The sequence below is a fragment of the Allorhizobium sp. Av2 genome (assembly GCF_021462805.2).
GTDB lineage: Bacteria > Pseudomonadota > Alphaproteobacteria > Rhizobiales > Rhizobiaceae > Allorhizobium > Allorhizobium vitis_G.
In genome coordinates this window covers 1,196,790-1,216,270 of sequence record NZ_CP192696.1, presented here as the reverse complement: position 1 = coordinate 1,216,270, position 19,481 = coordinate 1,196,790, and the positions used below count along the sequence as shown (strand labels likewise).

At 57.2% G+C, this 19,481-nt stretch carries 15 protein-coding genes; 11 read left to right on the top strand and 4 right to left on the bottom strand.

Annotated features, from left to right (window positions below; all coding sequences use genetic code 11):
• Positions 1 to 6 precede the first annotated feature (6 nt).
• The 3 genes from FS819_RS05835 to FS819_RS05825 form a co-directional block, all read right to left on the bottom strand.
• Entirely contained in the window at positions 7 to 828 is an 822-nt protein-coding gene (locus FS819_RS05835) for an ABC transporter ATP-binding protein (protein ID WP_070167154.1), read from the bottom strand.
• A 63-nt stretch (positions 829 to 891) separates the two neighbouring features.
• Positions 892 to 2,022 carry an ABC transporter permease gene (locus FS819_RS05830; protein WP_156550660.1) on the bottom strand — a complete coding sequence of 377 codons (1,131 nt, stop codon included), beginning with the start codon at positions 2,020 to 2,022 and terminating at the stop codon, positions 892 to 894.
• Positions 2,023 to 2,209: 187 nt separating this feature from the next.
• Positions 2,210 to 3,070, bottom strand: a complete 861-nt coding sequence (locus FS819_RS05825; protein ID WP_234624893.1) for a UDP-2,3-diacylglucosamine diphosphatase — start codon at positions 3,068 to 3,070, stop codon at positions 2,210 to 2,212.
• A gap of 181 nt (positions 3,071 to 3,251) precedes the next feature.
• Between FS819_RS05825 and FS819_RS05820 the strand changes: the two genes are divergently transcribed.
• The 4 genes from FS819_RS05820 (at position 3,252) to FS819_RS05805 (ending at position 8,978) form a co-directional block, all read left to right on the top strand.
• On the top strand, positions 3,252 to 5,558 hold the full coding sequence (locus FS819_RS05820) for an NADP-dependent malic enzyme (RefSeq protein ID WP_156550661.1): 2,307 nt from the start codon (positions 3,252 to 3,254) through the stop codon (positions 5,556 to 5,558).
• Positions 5,559 to 5,920: 362 nt separating this feature from the next.
• The gene (locus FS819_RS05815; RefSeq protein ID WP_156550662.1) at positions 5,921 to 6,661 is read left to right on the top strand and encodes a helix-turn-helix transcriptional regulator; all 741 of its coding nucleotides are present in this window, start codon (positions 5,921 to 5,923) and stop codon (positions 6,659 to 6,661) included.
• A 298-nt stretch (positions 6,662 to 6,959) separates the two neighbouring features.
• Positions 6,960 to 7,604 (top strand): acyl-homoserine-lactone synthase, encoded by a 645-nt coding sequence (locus tag FS819_RS05810; RefSeq protein WP_156550735.1) that lies wholly within the window; start codon positions 6,960 to 6,962, stop codon positions 7,602 to 7,604.
• A gap of 201 nt (positions 7,605 to 7,805) precedes the next feature.
• Positions 7,806 to 8,978, top strand: a complete 1,173-nt coding sequence (locus tag FS819_RS05805) for a DUF2865 domain-containing protein (protein ID WP_156550663.1) — start codon at positions 7,806 to 7,808, stop codon at positions 8,976 to 8,978.
• 165 nt (positions 8,979 to 9,143) lie between these two features.
• On the opposite strand, the gene FS819_RS05800 is transcribed toward FS819_RS05805, so the two are convergent.
• Positions 9,144 to 12,569: a YhdP family protein gene (locus FS819_RS05800; protein WP_197434205.1), complete on the bottom strand. Its 3,426-nt coding sequence runs from the start codon at positions 12,567 to 12,569 to the stop codon at positions 9,144 to 9,146.
• Between the two features lie 220 nt (positions 12,570 to 12,789).
• Between FS819_RS05800 and bcp the strand changes: the two genes are divergently transcribed.
• From bcp to FS819_RS05765, 7 genes are all read left to right on the top strand, one after another.
• Positions 12,790 to 13,263, top strand: a complete 474-nt coding sequence (gene bcp / locus FS819_RS05795) for a thioredoxin-dependent thiol peroxidase (protein WP_156550665.1) — start codon at positions 12,790 to 12,792, stop codon at positions 13,261 to 13,263.
• Between the two features lie 101 nt (positions 13,264 to 13,364).
• The gene (locus tag FS819_RS05790; RefSeq protein ID WP_409050100.1) at positions 13,365 to 14,147 is read left to right on the top strand and encodes a ferritin-like domain-containing protein; all 783 of its coding nucleotides are present in this window, start codon (positions 13,365 to 13,367) and stop codon (positions 14,145 to 14,147) included.
• A 136-nt stretch (positions 14,148 to 14,283) separates the two neighbouring features.
• Positions 14,284 to 15,573, top strand: a complete 1,290-nt coding sequence (locus FS819_RS05785) for a M23 family metallopeptidase (protein WP_409050106.1) — start codon at positions 14,284 to 14,286, stop codon at positions 15,571 to 15,573.
• 170 nt (positions 15,574 to 15,743) lie between these two features.
• Positions 15,744 to 15,968 (top strand): hypothetical protein, encoded by a 225-nt coding sequence (locus tag FS819_RS05780; RefSeq protein WP_070150340.1) that lies wholly within the window; start codon positions 15,744 to 15,746, stop codon positions 15,966 to 15,968.
• 119 nt (positions 15,969 to 16,087) lie between these two features.
• Positions 16,088 to 17,539: a cryptochrome/photolyase family protein gene (locus FS819_RS05775; protein WP_156550668.1), complete on the top strand. Its 1,452-nt coding sequence runs from the start codon at positions 16,088 to 16,090 to the stop codon at positions 17,537 to 17,539.
• A gap of 144 nt (positions 17,540 to 17,683) precedes the next feature.
• Complete coding sequence (locus FS819_RS05770; protein ID WP_156550670.1) at positions 17,684 to 18,721, top strand: cysteine synthase A; 1,038 nt, start codon at positions 17,684 to 17,686, stop codon at positions 18,719 to 18,721.
• Positions 18,722 to 18,726: 5 nt separating this feature from the next.
• Positions 18,727 to 19,464, top strand: coding sequence for an alanyl-tRNA editing protein (locus FS819_RS05765; protein ID WP_156550671.1), 738 nt, complete (start codon positions 18,727 to 18,729; stop codon positions 19,462 to 19,464).
• Positions 19,465 to 19,481: the final 17 nt, after the last annotated feature.

The window sequence follows — 19,481 nt, the reverse complement described above, 5'->3', positions numbered from 1 at the left end:
AGGATCTCAATCAATCGTGCCGGCAATCGCGCGGGTGCCGCGCATTTCCTGATGTTTGGGAATGGAGCGCGCCCGTTTGCCCCGGAAATAGGATTTGACCCAGTCATCGTCGCAGGCGAGCATATCCGTTAACGGTCCTTCAACCAAGACTCGTTTCTGTCCGAGCACAGCGATGCGATCGCAGACGGAAAACAGGCTGTCGAGGTCGTGGGTCACCATGTAGACGGTCAGCCCCAGCGTATCGCGCAGACGGGCAATCAAATCATCGAACTCAGCAGCGCCAATCGGGTCGAGGCCGGAGGTCGGTTCATCGAGAAACACCAGGTCCGGGTCCAGCGCCAGCGCACGCGCCAAAGCCGCCCGCTTGATCATGCCGCCGGACAGCTCGGAAGGGTATTTGTCACCGGCATCCGCAGAAAGGCCAACCATCTGGATTTTCAGATAAGCCAGTTCATCCATCAGCACTTGTGGAAGCTTCAGATATTCCCGCATCGGCAATTGGATGTTTTCCTTGACCGTCAGCGCGGAAAACAAGGCACCATGCTGGAACAGCACACCGAGGCGTGTATCGAGATTGGAACGTTCGGCAGCGCTGACCGAATCGTAGTCTGCGCCCAGAATGTGGATCTGGCCGGCCTGACGCGGCAAAAGCCGGAGAACCGTGCGCATCAGCACTGATTTGCCTGCACCCGAAGCACCGACAAAACCGAGAATTTCGCCGCGATAGACATCGAGATCGAGATTGTCCAGCACCAGCTTGTCACCGAAACCGACCGTCAGACCACGCACGGACAGCACCGCTTCCCGCCCTTCCTTGAGCGGCGGCACCTCTTGTGTCGGGTGATTGTCTCTGTCTTGATTAGTCAGGTCTTGCTGTTCCACGGCGGCCCCTTAAAAATTGATCGCTGCGTAGAAGACGGCAAACAGCCCATCCATGAGGATGACGACGAAGATCGACTTCACCACCGAGGCTGTGACGTGCTGGCCGAGCGACTCGGCACTGCCACCAACCTTCATACCTTCCACCGCCGCGACGATGCCGATCACCACGGCCATGAACGGCGCCTTGATCAGGCCCGCAGCGAAGGTGGCGTAATCCACGGCGTCATGCAGACGGGTAACAAAGACCTGAAAGGTAATGCCGGAATAGGCAAAGGAAACGACCGCGGCACCGTAAAGCGCCGCAAAATTGGCGATAACCGTCAGAAGCGGCAGCGCAATGACCAGCGCGACGATACGCGGGAGCACGAGAACGCCGATCGGATTGAGGCCGATAACCTTCAACGCATCCACTTCCTCGCGCATCTTCATCGAGCCGATTTCAGCGGTGATGGCGCTGCCCGAACGGCCAGCGATCATGATGGCGGTCAAGAGCACACCGATCTCGCGCAATTGTAGAATGCCGACCAGGTCGACCACAAAGACTTCGGCGCCGAAATAGCGAAGCTGGAAGGCACCCTGCTGGGCAATGATTGCCCCGATCAGGAAGGACATCAGCAGGATGATCGGCACCGCCCGCAGACCCATGTGGTCCAACTGATTGACGATGGAAGCAATGGATGCGCGCCCGCCGCGCCGTTCCTTGGACTGCGTGCCACGCACCGCCGAGCCGAGCACATAGCTCATGGCCAAGACGTCTTCAAACAGGCTGACGCTCATCTTGCCAACCGGCTCCAGCACCCGCTGGAAGAAGGGACGGTGATCCACGACCTTTTCTGGCAAAGGCGGCTGTTCCGGCAGCGCGGAAATCAGCTCCCGCATCGCGTCGCTGCCACCGACAATCTGCACATCGCCCTGCTTGGAGGCGGCCAGCTCGATGCGGCGGATGATCCATGCGCCAGATGTATCAAGACTTGAAATGCCGGTGATGTCGATCTCGACATTGCCGTTCAGCGTTTCGCGCATTTCCAGCAGTTTTGGAATCACGGTATCGACCGTGGTATTGCGCCACGGACCGCTCAGGCGAAGCCTCTGCCCGGCCTCCCCTTCCAGCTGTTCGGCATCGACCGTGGCATTGTCCATCTGACCGGAACTCAAAACGAATACACTTTCAAAGCCGTCACTCAGAGAGTGGGCAAGCCGCCATCGGCTTGATGCTGGCGACTATATATCGTTCCCGCGCGACAATTCCACTGATCTTTGCGGGAAAAGTGTCGATCAACCCATGGGCAACACTTCGGTCCACAGGCTTTTGTCACCTATAACCATTTTATGCGTTGCAGCGCGCCGCCTGCGTTTCTGTTCCAGCGGGGTTTTCCACCGGAAAGATGCGAATCGGCTCCGGCGGACCCAGCAGGCGCGGTTGCGCAACGGCGTTATAGCGCGTGCCCCATTCGATCAGCTCGAAATGTCCATCGTAATGTTCGGCCACCGCGGTACAGCTTTCCACCCAATCGCCGGTATTGATGTAATGGATACCGCCAACATCCTCCATGACAGCATGGTGGATATGGCCACAGATCACACCATGCACGTCGTTGCGGCGCGCTTCGTCGGCAACGACTTTCTGGAATTCGCCAATAAAATTGACGGCATGCTTGACCTGTAGCTTGGCCCAGGCAGAAAATGACCAATAGGGCATGCCCATCCGGCGGCGGACGGCCGCCAGAACCACGTTGATGGCAATCGCCATATCGTAAGCCCAGTCACCCATATAGGCGAGCAGGCGCGCATTGCGCACCACCACATCGAACTGATCGCCGTGCAGAACCAGATAGCGCTTGTTATCCGCCGTCTCGTGAATCATCTGATCCAGCACTTCGATTCCGCCGAAATGGGTTCCGGGAAAACCCCGGAGGAATTCGTCGTGATTTCCGGGGATATAGACAATTCTTGTCCCCTTGCGCGCCTTGCGCAGCAATTTCTGCACCACATCATTACAGCCCTGAGGCCAATACCAGCTGCGTTTCAACCGCCAGCCATCGACGATATCGCCAACCAGAACGATGGTGTCGGCATCGTAAACACGCAGGAAATCCAGCAAAAAATCAGTTTTTGCGGCCTTAGAGCCGAGATGCACATCCGAAATGAAGAGGGTTCTCACATGTCGCGTTTCGGTTTCGTCGCTCACGGGAATGGTCCTTTACGATCAGCTTTGGCATGCTCTCAAAATCAGACTCGTGTTTCAGGATGATGACACGGGCGGTACACCGATGGGCTGCAATTGCCATGCCCCCCAGAAATATGTTCTGGTCCGTGGAACGATTTGTTGTAAGAGATGGGAAGAGATGAACGATGAAGCGGCAAGAAGCATGACCGACGACAAAACCAAGACGAATTCGCCCGCCTCTGGCGATCTGGACGAACAGGCTCTGTTCTACCATTTGCATCCCCGTCCCGGCAAACTGGAGATCCAGGCAACCAAGCCGCTGGGCAACCAGCGCGATCTGGCACTGGCCTACTCCCCCGGCGTTGCCGCTCCCTGCCTTGCCATTCGTGACAATCCACAGGCCGCCGATGATTATACGGCCCGCGCCAATCTGGTCGCGGTGATTTCCAACGGCACCGCCGTCCTCGGCCTCGGCAATATCGGCCCGCTGGCCTCCAAGCCGGTCATGGAAGGCAAAGCCGTCCTGTTCAAGAAATTCGCCGGCATCGACGTTTTCGACATCGAGGTCGACGCCATGACCGTCGATGCCATGGTCTCGACCGTCGCATCGCTGGAGCCGACCTTCGGCGGTATTAACCTTGAAGATATCAAGGCGCCGGAATGCTTCGAGATTGAGCAGCAATTGCGTGACCGGATGAATATTCCGGTGTTTCACGATGACCAGCACGGTACCGCGATTATCGTCGCCGCCGCCATTCTGAACGGCCTGGAACTTGCCGGTAAAACCATTGGCGACGTCAAGATCGTCGCGTCAGGCGCAGGTGCTGCGGCTCTTGCCTGCCTCAACCTTCTGGTTGCACTTGGCGCGAAACGCGAAAATATTTGGGTTCATGACATTGAGGGCCTGGTCTACAAGGGCCGCAACGAGCTGATGGACCCCTGGAAAGAGGTCTATGCCCAGGAAAGCGACAAGCGGGTGCTGGCCGAAAGCATCGGCGGCGCCGATGTGTTCCTCGGCCTGTCCGCTGCGGGCGTCCTGAAGCCGGAACTGCTCGAACAGATGGCACCAAGCCCGCTGATCATGGCTCTGGCCAATCCAAAGCCGGAAATCATGCCGGAACTGGCGCGCACCGCCCGTCCCGACGCGATGATCTGCACCGGCCGGTCGGACTATCCAAATCAGGTCAATAACGTTCTCTGCTTCCCTTATATCTTCCGGGGTGCGCTGGATTGTGGCGCGACGACGATCAACGAAGAGATGAAGATGGCCGCCGTCAAGGCCATCGCCGCACTGGCGCGCGAAGAAGTCTCAGAGGTGGCAGCCAGGGCCTATACCGGCGACTCGCCGACGTTCGGACCTGAATATCTGATCCCCTCGCCCTTCGACCCACGCCTCATCCTCCGCATTGCCCCCGCCGTGGCAAAAGCCGCCGAAGAGAGTGGCGTCGCCCGCAGGCCGATTGCCGATTATGACAGCTATCTCGATACACTGAGCCGTTTCGTGTTCCGCTCCGGCTTCATCATGAAGCCGATCTTTGCCAATGCAAAAGCGGCTGTGAAAAAGCGGGTGATCTTTGCCGAAGGCGAGGATGAACGGGTGTTGCGCGCCGCCCAGGTGCTGCTAGAAGACGGGATCGGCGAACCGATCCTGATCGGTCGTCCACAGATCATCGAAACGCGCCTGAAACGCTTTGGCCTGCGCATCCGGCCCGGCACCGATTTTGCCATCGTCAATCCGGAAGACGATCCGCGCTACCGTGATTATGTCGACGACTACGTGGCGCTGGTTGGACGGTCGGGTATCAACCCTGAAGCTGCAAGAACCATCGTGCGCACCAATACGACCGTGATCGGCGCACTATCCTTGAAGCGCGGCGAAGCTGATGCGCTGATCTGCGGCGTCGAAGGCCGGTTTGACAGGCATGTTCACGATGTCGGTCAAATTCTCGGCAAAAAGCCGAATGTCCGGGATTTTTCCGGTCTCAGCCTGCTGATTTCCCAGCGCGGTGCGGTTTTCATGACCGATACATTCGTGACGGAAAATCCAACGGCGGAAGAAGTCGCGGAAATGACCATTCTGGCCGCCCAGGCCATTCGCCAGTTCGGCATCACCCCGAAGGCCGCACTTCTGTCTCACTCCAATTTCGGCTCACGCAATTGTGAAAGCGCCCGCAAGATGCGTGCAGCACTTGAGATCCTGCGTAAGGAAGCCCCCGAGTTGGAAGTCGATGGTGAAATGCAGGGTGGTTCAGCCCTGTCGGAAACCCTGCGTCGGCGCGCCATTCCCAATAGCACGCTGTCGGGCGATGCAAATCTGCTGGTCTTCCCCAACCTGGATTCCGCCAATATTTCGCTGGGTCTCGTTCGCACCTTTACCGATGCTTTGCATGTCGGCCCGATCCTTCTGGGAGCCGCCCAGCCAGCGCATGTTCTGTCAACGTCCGTCACCTCTCGTGGCGTTGTCAATATGGCCGCTCTTGCCGTGGTGGAAGCCAACCAGCAGGTCTGACCCCCACTTTGGGTCTTTCGTATTCTGTAATCACCCAGGTTCATTCCGAACCTGGGTGATTTTTTTGTCCGCTTGCATTTCCTTTCAGGAAGACCGGGTCCCATTTTTCCTGGCAAACGTCATGCCGAGCCGGGCGAAGATGACGGTCTCGGACACCATCTGTTTATTATCCTCTCGCTTGCTCTGGCTCTCCTACGCTTTGTTTCCCTTGCTCTGTTTCCTTGGAAAACGGAGTTTTTGGCGTTCTTGCCGGGCATGGTCGTCTTCGAAAGACACAAAATCGCAGACCTGAAACCTTATTCAACACATGGACATTTGCCCTCAAAGGTAGAAAATAAACCCTTAAAATTTGCGGGGCTTTCATGTTTGACGATAACATTTATTTCAATTTGCTCGATTGGCTGGAGACCGCCACCAGCGCGAAATGGACCGATTTCCTGAACCGCCTGCAAGCCAGCTACAACCTGTCGGGCTGTCTTTACATGGACGCTTCCATCACCTCGGCTGGCGCCCTGGTATATCGATACGGGCATACATTCGATCAGCAGGCAAAAGACCCTATCCTCATGCTTGATGCGCCTGTTTTGCGTAACGTCTTGTCACAGCTCAGCCGGGCCATGGAACCGGTGGATATGCATGACCTCGCACAATTGAGCGAAGAGGGCCTGCTATTGCGCAGCAAGCTGCGCGATCTGCCCTTGCCGAGGCAGGCTGTCAGCTATCCGCTGCTTTCGGTGGATGGACGCGGCGCAATTCTTGCTATTGCAAGCAATGCGTGTGAGGAAGAGTGGAGACACTTTCGCCGCTGCCATGACCGCGACGTTCATCTTCTGGCGGGAAAATTCCACGCAGGCCTGATCAAACGCTGTGATGGTGCCCGTATAGGAGGGGCACCCACCCTCACCCGACGGGAACAGGAAACCCTGCGGTGGACGGCTGCCGGCAAAAGCTATTGGGAAACGGCTGTTATCCTTGGAATCTCGGAACGGACCGTGCGCTTTTTCATGGCCAATGCCCGCACCAAACTCGATGCCGTCTCCAATACTCAAGCGGTGGCAAAAGCACTGCAACGCGGTCTGATTCCACCTGAAGCGCCATTATAACCGGCCGCTGCCCTGCACATCTTATATTAACCAAACATCTCCGCGGTTGAGTGATGCGAACCATTATTGAAGATGGTAGCTCGTATTGCTTTGGAAAAAATTCAGGCCGCTGATGTGTTTTAGATATTTTCCATGCCTTCAAGACCGGATGGAGACCACATCTTCGATGCCTTGGTATGAAATGGTGAATCGGACCAGTTTAACGGTCAACTCGTGTCAGTTAAACTGTCGCTACCGTCAGTTTTATTGGGATTTTTTTACACTAATATTGTGTCACCTTCCAAATAAGGAGACACGTATGCTCAAAATTCTGAACAGCCGACATAAGCAGACCCAACAAGCGGCATTGGCAGACATGTTTCGCCTGCGAAAAAAAGTATTTCATGATCTTTTGAAATGGGATGTCATTGTACAAGGCGATTTCGAGATGGATCATTATGACGATGCCAATCCGATTTACGTTTTATCTTATGACGACCGGACAGGCCGGTTGCGCGGCTCGCTCCGCCTGCTGCCGACGCTTGGCCCGAATATGCTGGATGATACCTTTCCGATTCTATTGGACGGAAAACCGGCCATTCGTGACATTTACATGTGGGAATCGAGCCGGTTCTGCATCGACCCGGAAATTTCCCTGGACCGATCTTCCAACCAGGTCAGCATTGCCGCAGCCGAGCTGATGTGTGGTGTTGGTGAACTGGGCCTTGCATCGGGGCTTACGCATATCGTCACCGTTACGGATGTGTTTTTGGAGCGGATGTTTCGCCGGATGGGCTGCCCCGGCGAACGAATTGGCGCCCCGCATAAGATCGGCGCGGTTCATGCCGTGGCAATTGCCTGGGAGATCGATACCGGCATGCTCGATGCCATGAAAAACATTGCTGCCATTACCGGACGCCTGCTCGACACACCCATGTCGCTTGAACAGGCGCGCGCCGCCTGACGTGGCATTTCTTATACGAAGGGCCGCCAATAATGGCTGTTCGTATGGTCGGCCTCTTGGCCCTGGCAGACGGGATTGCTAAAACAGGATTACGGGTTGGCGTTTCCGACGCCCTGCCCTATGTTCCCTTTCACTTGGCTTGTTTAGTTTCCCGTCAACCGGCCCGTTAGCATGGCCCAATAGCATGGCTTATGGATCTGCATGCGCGCTATCGCTATCATCGCTGTCGCGCCCTGTTGCTTCATCGCCCTCGGGTTGGCCGGTTCGGCACGGGCCGCCCCAAACTGCGAAGCTATTCGGGCCGAGCTTGCCCAGACACCTGTCGTGATTGGCAATTCTCAGGACGTGCGCGCCTATTCGGGAGCTGTGACCCGGCAGGATTTCGAGATCCGTAAATTGCAACGCACCGTGCAACAAGCCGGATGTTCCTCCAGTATCGCCGTTCTCGACGGCCAGGGACAGGATCTCTGCGCACCGATGCAGGACAGCCTTGCCGTGATGCAGGAAAACAAACGTCAGCTTCTGATCGAACGCAACGCGGCGGGCATGAAAGGCGGCGTCAATCCCCGTCACGAGGAACTGACGGCTGCCTTGCAATCGAATGGCTGTGATGTCACCGAACCGGCCTCGGCGCTCCAGGACACGGATGACAGCCCGGAGACGGCCAGGCCCTTTGAAGCTCCGGTCTATCCCGATTATCCATTGCGCAATGAGGCTCCGATCTCGACATCCAGCGACGGGCTTATGCTGCCGTCGGGACAGGGCGGATATAGAACTCTTTGCGTTCGCACCTGCGATGGCGGTTTTTTCCCGATCTCGCCCAGCACCCCCGCCCGTGACTTCGGTCGCGATGCCGAAACATGCAATCGGCTTTGTCCAGGGACGCAAGCCGAACTCTATTATTCCCGCCTCACCGACGAGGCAAAGGATATGGTTTCAACCGTAACCGGCCAGCCTTATCGCGATATGCCCCATGCCTTCGCCTATCTCAGCCGGGTACCCGGGCAGCCGGGACAATGCAGTTGCAACAGGAGCCGCTCTGACGGCTTGCAGACCAATGCTCCAAAGCCTGGTTCCGGGGGGGATGCTGGCGGGTCCTCAGTCGTATCCATCACATCCAATGGATCCGCCGCCGGTTCCACACAGATGGAGGCCCCTCCTGGTGCGAAGGCCAAAACATCGCCCGACGAAAAGACAACGAATGGAATGGAAGCTACGAATAAGCCGGTCCCTGAACCGGAGGTCGTGAGCCGACCCTACGATACAGGGCGCCAATCCGTGCGCCGCGTCGGTCCGACCTTCCTGCCGTCCAACACCAGCCAGATCGACCTCGTTCACCCAGCGCTTCCGGGCGCCCAACCAGTTCAGGAATAGGCTCTCGTTACAGCATCGTGCTGATTCCGGTTTTCCTCACGATCCATCGAGCGGTTAAACCGGGCTAGAGTTTGTCAGAGAAAAGCGGAACCCGATTTTCCCTAAAAGACAAACGAAAACAAGAGAATATAGAGTCTGTCTGGTTCAATCTGAACCTGACAGACTCTATTGAAATTCGAAGATCTGGCGGAACATCCCGGGCGCGATGATCGATAGCGGATTGACCACCAGATGCGGGGCATCAACCGGGCCTTTCAGCTTGAAAGTAATGCCCAAAAGGCCGCGGTCGCGGCCATTGCCAAGGATGGCGCCGATAATCGGAACTTCCGCGAACAGCCTATTGAGACCATAGGCGGGCATGAATGTCCCGGTCATTTCCATCTGGCCCCTGGTATCCTTGATGGTGCCCTGGAACGATGCGCCGACCTGTTCGCCACGGACAATGCCGTTATCGGTCCTGAGCACGCCGTCCTGGTAGATCAGCCGCGCGAAGGCCCGCTGGAATTTTTCCGAACTGACATCCAGGTCACGCTTGACCGCGCTGTTCAGGCTACGGCCATCGTCGGTTGCCGGCGTCGTGACAATTTTCTGCAACCGATCCTCATTCTCGACCCGGAAATTGCGCAGATCAACATTGCCCATCCAGTTCTTGTTCAGATCACCACGGATTTTCACGTCCAACATGCCACCGCGCATATGGCTGTAGAGATCGACAAACCGCACCAACGTGCCTGCATCGCTGGAAATCAGCGATATGTCATTGCCATTTCCAGCCTTGGCCGACTGAACGACAACCGCCTGGCCGGTATCGGTCACGGCACTCATTTTCAGCGCTGTTATTGCACCCGACCGGGAGCCATAAACCAGCCTGACGCCGGAAAGGGATTCGTCATTGAAACCAATCAGTTTGTCGATGTCGACATTTATATCGACATCGGTCGAATTGCTTGACGACTGACCGTCGCCAGTCGCTCCATGAGACGAGCTACCGGATTTCAGCTTTTTCAGGAAAGCACGGCCATCAACGCTGCTGCCGCTGACCTTTGCGTTGATGACACCCTTGTTGACCTGAACCGAAAGGCCGAAATCATCGGCGGAGGCCAGTTTGACATGGTCGAGATCCGCCCCAACCAGTCCATTGGTTTTGGATACCACAAGCTTGCCTGTCGCCCCGAACCCGTCGCCACCGAGATTGAACTTGTCGAGCATCAGCATGCCGGACTTGTCCTGCAACTCCATCGACACCTTGGCGGGAATACCGGAGCCCTTGGTCCAGCCGATAACAGGGATGTTCAAAGTCGCACGCGACAGGTCGCTTTTCACCAGCTGGCGATTATCATCAAGGCGCGACACTTCCAGATCGATCGTGCCTCCGACAATATCGCCAAGGCCCGGTACGAGCTTGGCGCGCTGGCTGTCATTCAGCTGTCCTTTCACCGTCCAGCTGGGCGCTCTATTGGAACCGCGGTCGACCGGCTGAGAGAAGTCGATCTCCACCGACACGCCATCGATCTGGGCATCCCCCTGCAAGACGGCATTTTGCGGATCGACCACCAGCGTGCCATCGAAGCCGGTAATCTTCTTGTCCATATAGGGCCGCTTGAGATCGACCCCCTTCATATCCAGCGAGGCCTTCCACACTTCCGGTGGAGGTTTCTGATCGGCGATGATGCCGCCATAGAGCTGGACATCGGCCTTGATCTCGCCTGCAAAATCCTCTGGCACGAATTCCGTGCGTTGCAGGGCTTGCATGGGCTTGAAGGTTGCAAGTTCCGCCATGGCATCAGCAGGGCCGCTGAGGGAAACGGCGATATTGGCCATCAAAGGCTTCTTGTAGGTATTGGCGATCGCAAATGTGCCTTTGTCCAGTTTGACCTTCCGCCCCGAGGGGAAATAGGACGTGCCGCCATCGATACGCACGTCCAGATCCGGCCCTGTCAGGTCGAAATGCCCCGCAAGATCACGAATCGGCGGCAGGTCGCCTGTGACGTTCATCCGCGCACCGCTGATATCGAAAGCAATTTTCAACTCGTCCGGGCCCAGATCCAGGGGCTGGGGTATAGGCTTCATTCGTCCGGCAGGAATGAGCACATCGATAGAGGCATTGCTGATCGTGCCGCCGAACAGATTGGCCTGCACCCAGGCTCTTGGCTTCATGGCCATCCAATAGGGCCAGAGCTGCTTGACCATGGCGGTGCGCATCTCGAACAGTTTGCCGTTGAAACGGATTTCCGGCGAGGCGTTGCCAAACTGAACATTGAGCGTGGCTTGCATGCTGCCATGCGGTGTCGACACCGCCAACTCGCTGAATGTCAAATGACGCTGGCTGGGAATGAACTGTCCAAAGGCCTTCAAAGAAAACGGAAACGGTTGCTCTCCCGATGATTCCACCGAGGCCGTGCCCTGATCGACCAGCAGATCGATGCCGATACCCTGGGCATCACCCTGCACGGACTGCAACCGGTCAAGATCGATGAACCCGCCGGAGAACGGCACATGGGTTGGGCCGAAATCCACCTCAGAGGGTCGGATTTCCGCCGTCAGCTTGTCGAAATCATAGGCGAGATTGATGTCGGCCCGCGTCAGGTCCTGCTTGTCGCCATCGACGTAGAGTATGCCGTTTTCCGTTCGCAACCTCGCCGAGAGCGCGGGCCTCTGGCTTGGTGACTGCCGCAAGGCGTAAAAATCGATATTGATGCTGGTATCGGCGCCGTCCCGCCAGACACCGGTGGGCGTGCGCTTGATCAGGAAGGGCGTGGCGATCAGATCTGTCACCGTTGCTGTCAGCGAGGTGGTGCGGGTTCCGTCAGTCACCGCCTCGGCGGAGATCATGCTGACCTTGCCGTTGATAGACGTCTCACCCTCGATGGCAAGCGAATCATCCTTCCTGCGTGTCAATGTCAGATCGTTGACCTGCACATCAACCGGCTGACCGATTCCGTTTTTGGCAGGCAAGGTAATGCCACCCAGCCGCAGCCGATCCAGACCTCCCCGGACAATGAAGCCATGCACATCGTCGAGATTGCCGAACATCGTCTCCATGAATGCCGGAAACTTGTCGATCCGCAGCGTGGCAAGATCCAGATCGCCGCCCTGCAACAGGCGTGAACTGTCGAAATCGATGCCGGTCACGTCGATTTCGGTCACGGAAACCCGCCCCATCAACAGCGAGATCGGATCGATGACGAGTTTGACGTCACCGGCTTTGGAGACCACCTGCTGGGTCTTCGGATCGGTCAGGGTGACATTCTGCGCGGCGACCGCCAGATGCAAATTCTTGGAAAGACGGATGGAGGTCTGGTCGATATCGGCTTTCAGGTCGTCGCCAATCGCGGATTGAAAAGCGGCGCGCGCACCGGTCGACAGGGCCTGGTCCAGCGTACCGGTTTCAATCGCAATGGCCGCCGCCCCCAGCATGGCCATCAGCGACAGCACGATATAGGCCCCAAACCGCATCAATCTGGTCAGAAGGCCACGGCGGCGCGGGCAATGCACGATCAAGGGATCATCGACCTGCGAGGACGGCAAGGTCTCGAGGGCAACAATATCGCCTTTGCGAAAACGGATTTTCTCGCCCCGGATCTCTCCCATGCCTTGGCCTGTATCTCCGATATTTCCTGAAGCTCGACGGGCTGTTAGCGCACCGGCAACCTTATGATTCCAATGAATGACCGAATTCGACATGTGCCTTGACTGCGCGCAGCAAACAGAATTCTGATGGCAAATTCATTACACTGGACGCGCTTCATCTGCGCTATATATCCGTCCCGGCCTTATATTTCCACAAACCGGGCAAAAGAAAGGTATCAGCATGGCGGAATTGTCGATTGGGGACATGGCTCCGGATTTTACGCTTCCACGCGATGGCGGCGGCACGGTGAGCCTCTCCTCCTTCAAGGGCAAGCAGGTCGTCGTCTATTTCTATCCCAAGGACGATACCAGCGGCTGCACCGTAGAAGCCACGTCCTTCACATCCCTGACACCGGAATTCGAGAGTTCCGGCGCAGTCATTATCGGCATTTCCCCCGACACGGTGAAAAGTCACGATAAATTCGTCGCCAAACACGGACTTGCGGTCATGCTCGGCTCTGACGAAGAGAAGACCACGCTGGAAGCCTACGGCGTGTGGAAGGAAAAAAGCATGTATGGCAAGACTTATATGGGGGTCGAACGTAGCACCTTTCTTGTTGATGCCGATGGCCGGATCGCAGGCGTCTGGCGCAAGGTGAAAGTGCCTGGTCACGCTGAGGCTGTGCTGCAAGCCGTGAAAGGCAAAGCAGCGTAGCTGGAATATTTCGCCCGAAATCGATAGAGATTTCGGCAATTATGCCGTAAATGCCAAGCATGTCTCATAGCATAATAAAATCCCTGAGAGCGGGTGCGACGATGGCAATCGCCGCAACCGACCTCGATGAAAAAACCGGCCTTGCGCAGGAAACCGCCCGCCGCTGGCATGGCCGGACCCTGTCACTGCGCTCGCCGCTCGATCCACCGTTGCCGGACCGTCCGGGGCGTCCGGCCCATCCGGTTCTGGTGCCGCCAAAGGCGACGGAAAAACGGTCTCTGCACACGCTGAAGGGCCGGATCGCCATGCTGCATTCGCTGGCCCATATCGAATTGAATGCCGTGGATCTGGCGCTGGATATTGTTGCCCGCTTTGCCAGTGAACCGGTGCCACATTCATTTTTCGACGGCTGGATGCAGGTGGCCTTTGAAGAAGCCAAGCATTTCGGCCTGGTGCGCGACCGGCTCCGGGCGCTCGGGGCCGATTACGGCGACATGCCAGCCCATGATGGACTTTGGCAGGCGGCCCATAGCACCCGCACCGACCTGACAGCCCGACTTGCTGTCGTGCCGCTGATCCTTGAGGCGCGCGGCCTGGACGTAACCCCGTCCCTTCAGGAAAAGATGCGCGAGACCGGCGATATCGAAAGTGCCGAGGTATTGAAGATCATCTATGACGACGAAAAAGGCCATGTCGCCGTCGGCGCCAAATGGTTTCGCTTTCTCTGTTCCCGTGAAAAGCGTGACCCGGCCAAAACCTTCCAGCAATTGGTTCGCGCCAACTTCCGTGGAACGTTGAAAGCACCGTTCAACGACATTGCTAGGGCCGAAGCCGGGCTGACACCTTCCTTTTACCGGGTGCTCTCCTCTATCAGCCACGCTTGAAACATATCGGCGGCAGGCAACATTTTGTTAACCTTAACAGGATGTAATCACCTCGACAGAATCGGGTCTGCAATCCGGGTCAAACGTTAGAGTTTGGCCACGCGCAACGGCTGTAACGATGCACGAGGTCGGCATGATGAAGACACGCAGCCGCAACGGCTTCAGCAAGCGTCAGCGCCAACAGCATGTCCTTATCCTCGCGTCCGGCGAAACCATTCGCCATATGACACTGCGCCCGTGGATGGCAGGAGCCGGTCTTTGCCTGGTGGTGGCCGGTGTGGTCGGCTATCTCGGCGCGACCTCCTATCTCATCATGCGCGATAATCTGATCGGTGCCTCCATGGCCCGCCAGGCGCATTTGCAGCACGATTACGAAGACCGGATTTCCGCCTTGCGCGCCCAGGTCGACCGGGTCACGTCCCGGCAATTGCTGGACCAGCAGGTGGTGGAGGAAAAGCTTCAAACCCTGCTCGAAAAGCAGATGGCGCTTTCCGCCCGTTCCGGCAAGCTTGGATCGCTTCTGGACCGCGCCGAGGAATCCGGCCTAACGCCGAATGAGCCTTCAGCGCCTATGGCACCGGATAAATCCGCGTCTGTCGCACCTGTGGGCAAAGGCAATGCACTGGCCGCCCTCAATCGGATGCTCCATACCGGACCCGCAGACACACAGGAAAGCGATGGCCCGGCACTGGGCTTTATGCCCGCCCGTGAAAGCGGCGCCGACCGGGCCGACCGGGTTTTCCGCAATGTGACCCTGTCGCTGAAATCCATCGAGCAGCAGCAGAAATCAAGCATCCATGCACTGACCGCCGAGGCAAGCGACAAGGCCGGTGCCATAGAGCAGGTCTTGATCGACAACGGCATCCACATCGACAAGCCTGATGCCGGCAAAGATGGAATGGGTGGCCCCCTGGTTGATGCCGACCCGAAACTCGGAATCGATACCAGTCTCGACGGGCTGGATAGCGCCCTCAATCGCCTGGATGCCGCACGCGAAACGGCAAAGGACATGCCTTTTTCAAATCCTGCCGCTACCCGCGAAATCACCAGCCCCTTCGGTAACCGCCCAGACCCGCTGCTTGGACGACTGGCCATGCATACCGGCATAGATTTCCGCGCAACGAATGGTTCAGCTGTCAAAAGTGCCGGTGCCGGAACCGTGGTCACGGCGGGACCGACAGGCGGCTATGGGAATATGGTGGAAATCGACCATGGTCAGGGACTTTCCACCCGTTACGGCCATATGTCGAAAATCCTGGTTCGTCCCGGCGAAAAGATCGAGGTCGGTCAGTTGATCGGCCTGTCTGGGTCTACCGGGCGTTCCACCGGGCCGCATCTGCATTATGAAATTCGCAAGAACGGCAACCCGATCAATCCGATGAGCTTTCTGGCATCCGGAATGACATTGAAGCCTTTTATTCAGTAGTAGGCGCCTCAAATCGGGAGGAATCGCGCGATTGGAGATGAGATTGGCGGCACTTACCAAGGCAACCCGTTATTCATAAATGTCTGTTACTGAATATCTGCAGATACGAGGATATGTCAGGGGACCTGAGTTGCAACAAAGCAGCTCAACAGACAAAGCGGAACGGTACTATGTGGCTTGAACTGCATGACGGCGACGGGTTTCCCTTCTTCGTCAATATGAACAATGTCGTTGATTTTCGTTGGTATGAACGAGAAAAATATACCAGCTTGCTGACCACGGCGCCTGTGGCGGAAAAACTGCATATGCTTTACGTGCGAGAAAGCGCGACCCAGATCATGCAGATGATCCGCCAGGAGCAAAACCGGCAGGCTGGCAGGACAGGCGGCGCTTAAAGCATCGGCCCCGAAAAAGAAACCGGGTTGCTGAAAGGTGCTCTAAGCATGGCAGAGATTGATCCAACACCTTTCGCCTAGCGTAATGGTATAGGTTACTCCTGAATCAGCGAGCCACCATGCCAAATGCCAGCCCTAGTCCAACCATCCTTTGGTTCCGCAAGGATCTGCGTCTTGATGACAACAGGGCGCTGCACGCAGCCTTGCAGACCGGAAGCCCGGTCATCCCCCTCTATATCCTTGAGCCTGAGGAGATGGGTACCGGTCCACTCGGTCCGGCGCAGGCCTGGTGGCTGCATCACTCCCTCGTCAGCCTCGGCCAGTCGCTTGAACCTTACGGCAGTAGGTTGATTCTTCGCCATGGCCCACCGGGCCAGGTCCTGCGTAGCCTGATGAAAGAGACTGGCGCCAAAACCGTGCATTGGAACCGCCGTTACGATCCGTCCGGCATGGCCATGGACACCGAGCTGAAAGCCGCTCTGCGCAGCGAAGGGCTTGAGGCCAGCAGCCATGCGGGCTTCCTGCTGCATGAACCGTCGAAGGTGAAAACCGGGAGCGGCGGGCCTTTCCGTGTCTATACACCCTTCTGGCGCGCGCTTGAAAAACAGGGCGATCCACCACCGTCCATCGAGAAACCCAAGACCTTTCACAACCCCGCCGATTGGCCGGATAGCGACCGGTTGGAAGACTGGCAATTGCTGCCGACCAGGCCGGATTGGGCAAAAGAGTTTTCGCAGATCTGGACGCCAGGGGAATCCGGTGCGCATGAGAAACTGAGCCAGTTTATCGATCATGGCATCAAGGGTTACCGCACGCAGCGGGATTTTCCCGCCCTGCCCCATACATCCGGCCTGTCGCCGCATCTGGCATTGGGGGAAATTTCTCCGGCGCGAATCTGGCAGGCAACCATCGGCCTCGGCGATAATGTTTCCAGCGAAGACTATGTGCATTTTCGAAAAGAGCTGGTTTGGCGGGAATTTTCCTACCACCTGCTGTTTCACTTTGCCGATCTGGCCAGCCAGAACTGGAATGACCGCTTTAATGACTTCCCCTGGGAAAAGAACGCGGCATTTCTATCCGCCTGGCAGCGGGGCCAGACCGGCTATCCGATTGTCGATGCCGGCATGCGCCAACTTTGGCGGCATGGTGTCATGCACAATCGCGTGCGGATGATCGTCGCCTCCTTCCTGATCAAGGACCTGATGATCGACTGGCGCGAGGGCGAGACCTGGTTTCGTTACACCTTGGTCGATGCCGATCCGGCTTCCAACGCTGCCAGCTGGCAATGGGTGGCTGGCTCCGGAGCCGATGCCTCACCATTTTTCCGGATTTTCAACCCGGTCACCCAGAGCGAGAAATTCGACCCTGACGGCGACTATATCCGCCAATTCGTGCCGGAGCTGGCAAAATTGCCCAACAACCTGATCCATCGCCCATTCGAAGCCCCCGCAGCCCTGCTGGAAAAGGCGGGTGTTACGCTTGGCAAAACCTATCCGGCGCCACTGGTGGATCACAAAAAAGCCAGGGCCGTGGCGCTTGAGGCCTATAAATCAACCGGCGCGCCGGAATGAATAACAGCCTCAAAGGCATTTTCCCCACATGCTGAGGCAAGGTTTTCCGGGTTGATGCCACAGCAAGAAATTGCATTTCTTGTCATGCGGGGCTTGTAGACCGAAAACACACTTTCTATTGTCCGGGAAACAGAAAGTGCGCTCATGGCATTCCACCCCTCCGTTCTAGACGCCATCGGCAACACGCCGCTGATCCGGCTGAAAGCCGCTTCACAGGCAACCGGTTGCACCATTCTGGGCAAGGCCGAGTTTCTCAATCCCGGCCAGTCCGTGAAGGACCGTGCCGCGCTCTACATCATCCGCGATGCCGAACGGCGCGGATTGCTGCGGCCTGGCGGCGTGATCGTCGAGGGCACCGCCGGTAATACCGGTATCGGCTTGACCCTGGTCGCCAAGGCGCTTGGCTACCGCACCGTGATCGTCATTCCGGAAACCCAGAGCCAGGAAAAGAAGGACGCGCTGCGGCTGCTTGGCGCCGAACTGGTCGAGGTTCCCGCTGTTCCCTACAAGAACCCGAATAATTATGTGAAGCTTTCCGGGCGGCTTGCGGCCCAACTGGCGAAAACCGAACCGAACGGCGCGATCTGGGCCAATCAGTTTGACAATACCGCCAATCGCGACGCTCATATCGAGACAACGGCCCGGGAGATTTTCGAGGACACAGGCGGTGCTGTCGATGGATTCATCTGCGCCGTTGGCTCCGGTGGCACGCTGGCTGGCACGGGGATCGGACTTCGAAACCTGAAGCCCGGCGTCAAGATCGGTCTTGCCGATCCCGAAGGAGCCGCGCTCTATGAATTCTATCGGAATGGCGAGTTAAAATCCTCTGGCTCCTCAATCAGCGAGGGCATAGGCCAGGGCCGGATTACCGCCAATCTGGAAGGATTTACGCCTGATTTCTCTTACCTGATCCCCGACAGCGAAGCTCTGCCGATCATTTTCGATCTGGTCGAACAGGAAGGCCTCTGCCTTGGCGGCTCTTCCGGCATCAACATTGCCGGTGCCATCAGGTTGGCGCGTGAGCTTGGGCCGGGTCATACCATCGTGACCATTCTGTGCGACTATGGCAATCGCTACCAGTCAAAGCTCTATAATCCGGCCTTCCTCAAAGAAAAGGGCCTGCCGCAGCCGACATGGCTGGGCGGAAAAACTGACATTTCCATTCCCTTCGAACCTGTCTGAGCCCCATGCCAACATTGCCTCTGTTTCGTGACGATTTTTACCTCTCGACGGCTGAGGCGGTGGTGACAGCCGTGCATGAAGACGGCTCAATCGAGCTTGACCAGACCTGCTTTTACGCCACATCCGGCGGCCAGCCAGGCGATACCGGTTTTCTCGAACGCGCCGATGGCTCCACCATTCAGCTTGGCCTGACGCGCCACGGTGCAGACAAGAGCATCATTCTGCACCAGCCGCTGGAGGGCCAGCCAAGTCCCGACCTTGGTGAAAAACTGGTCCTGCATGTCGATTGGCAGCGGCGCTACAAATTGATGCGGATGCATACCGCCTGCCATCTGTTGTCGGTGGTCTGCCCGTTTCCCATTACCGGTGCCGCCGTCGGCGAGGATGAAAGCCGGGTGGATTTCGACATGAGCGAAGCCATCGACCGCGAAACGGTAACCGCCGATCTGATACGGCTGGTGGAGGAAAACCATCCGATCTACCTGGAATGGATCACCGACGCGCAACTGGCAGCCAATCCGGATATCGTCAAATCCAAGAATGTGCGCCCACCGATGGGTTTGGGTCGCGTTAGCCTTGTTTGCATCGGAGAGAATTCATCCGTTGACAGCCAGCCCTGCGGCGGCACACATGTTTCCGAGACCCAGGAGGTCGGCGCGATTCATATCGCCAAGATCGAGAAAAAGGGCAAGGAGAACCGGCGCTTCCGTATTCGCTTCGGTACGCTGGAACTCTCTGCCTGACAAGCATGGAGAGAAGC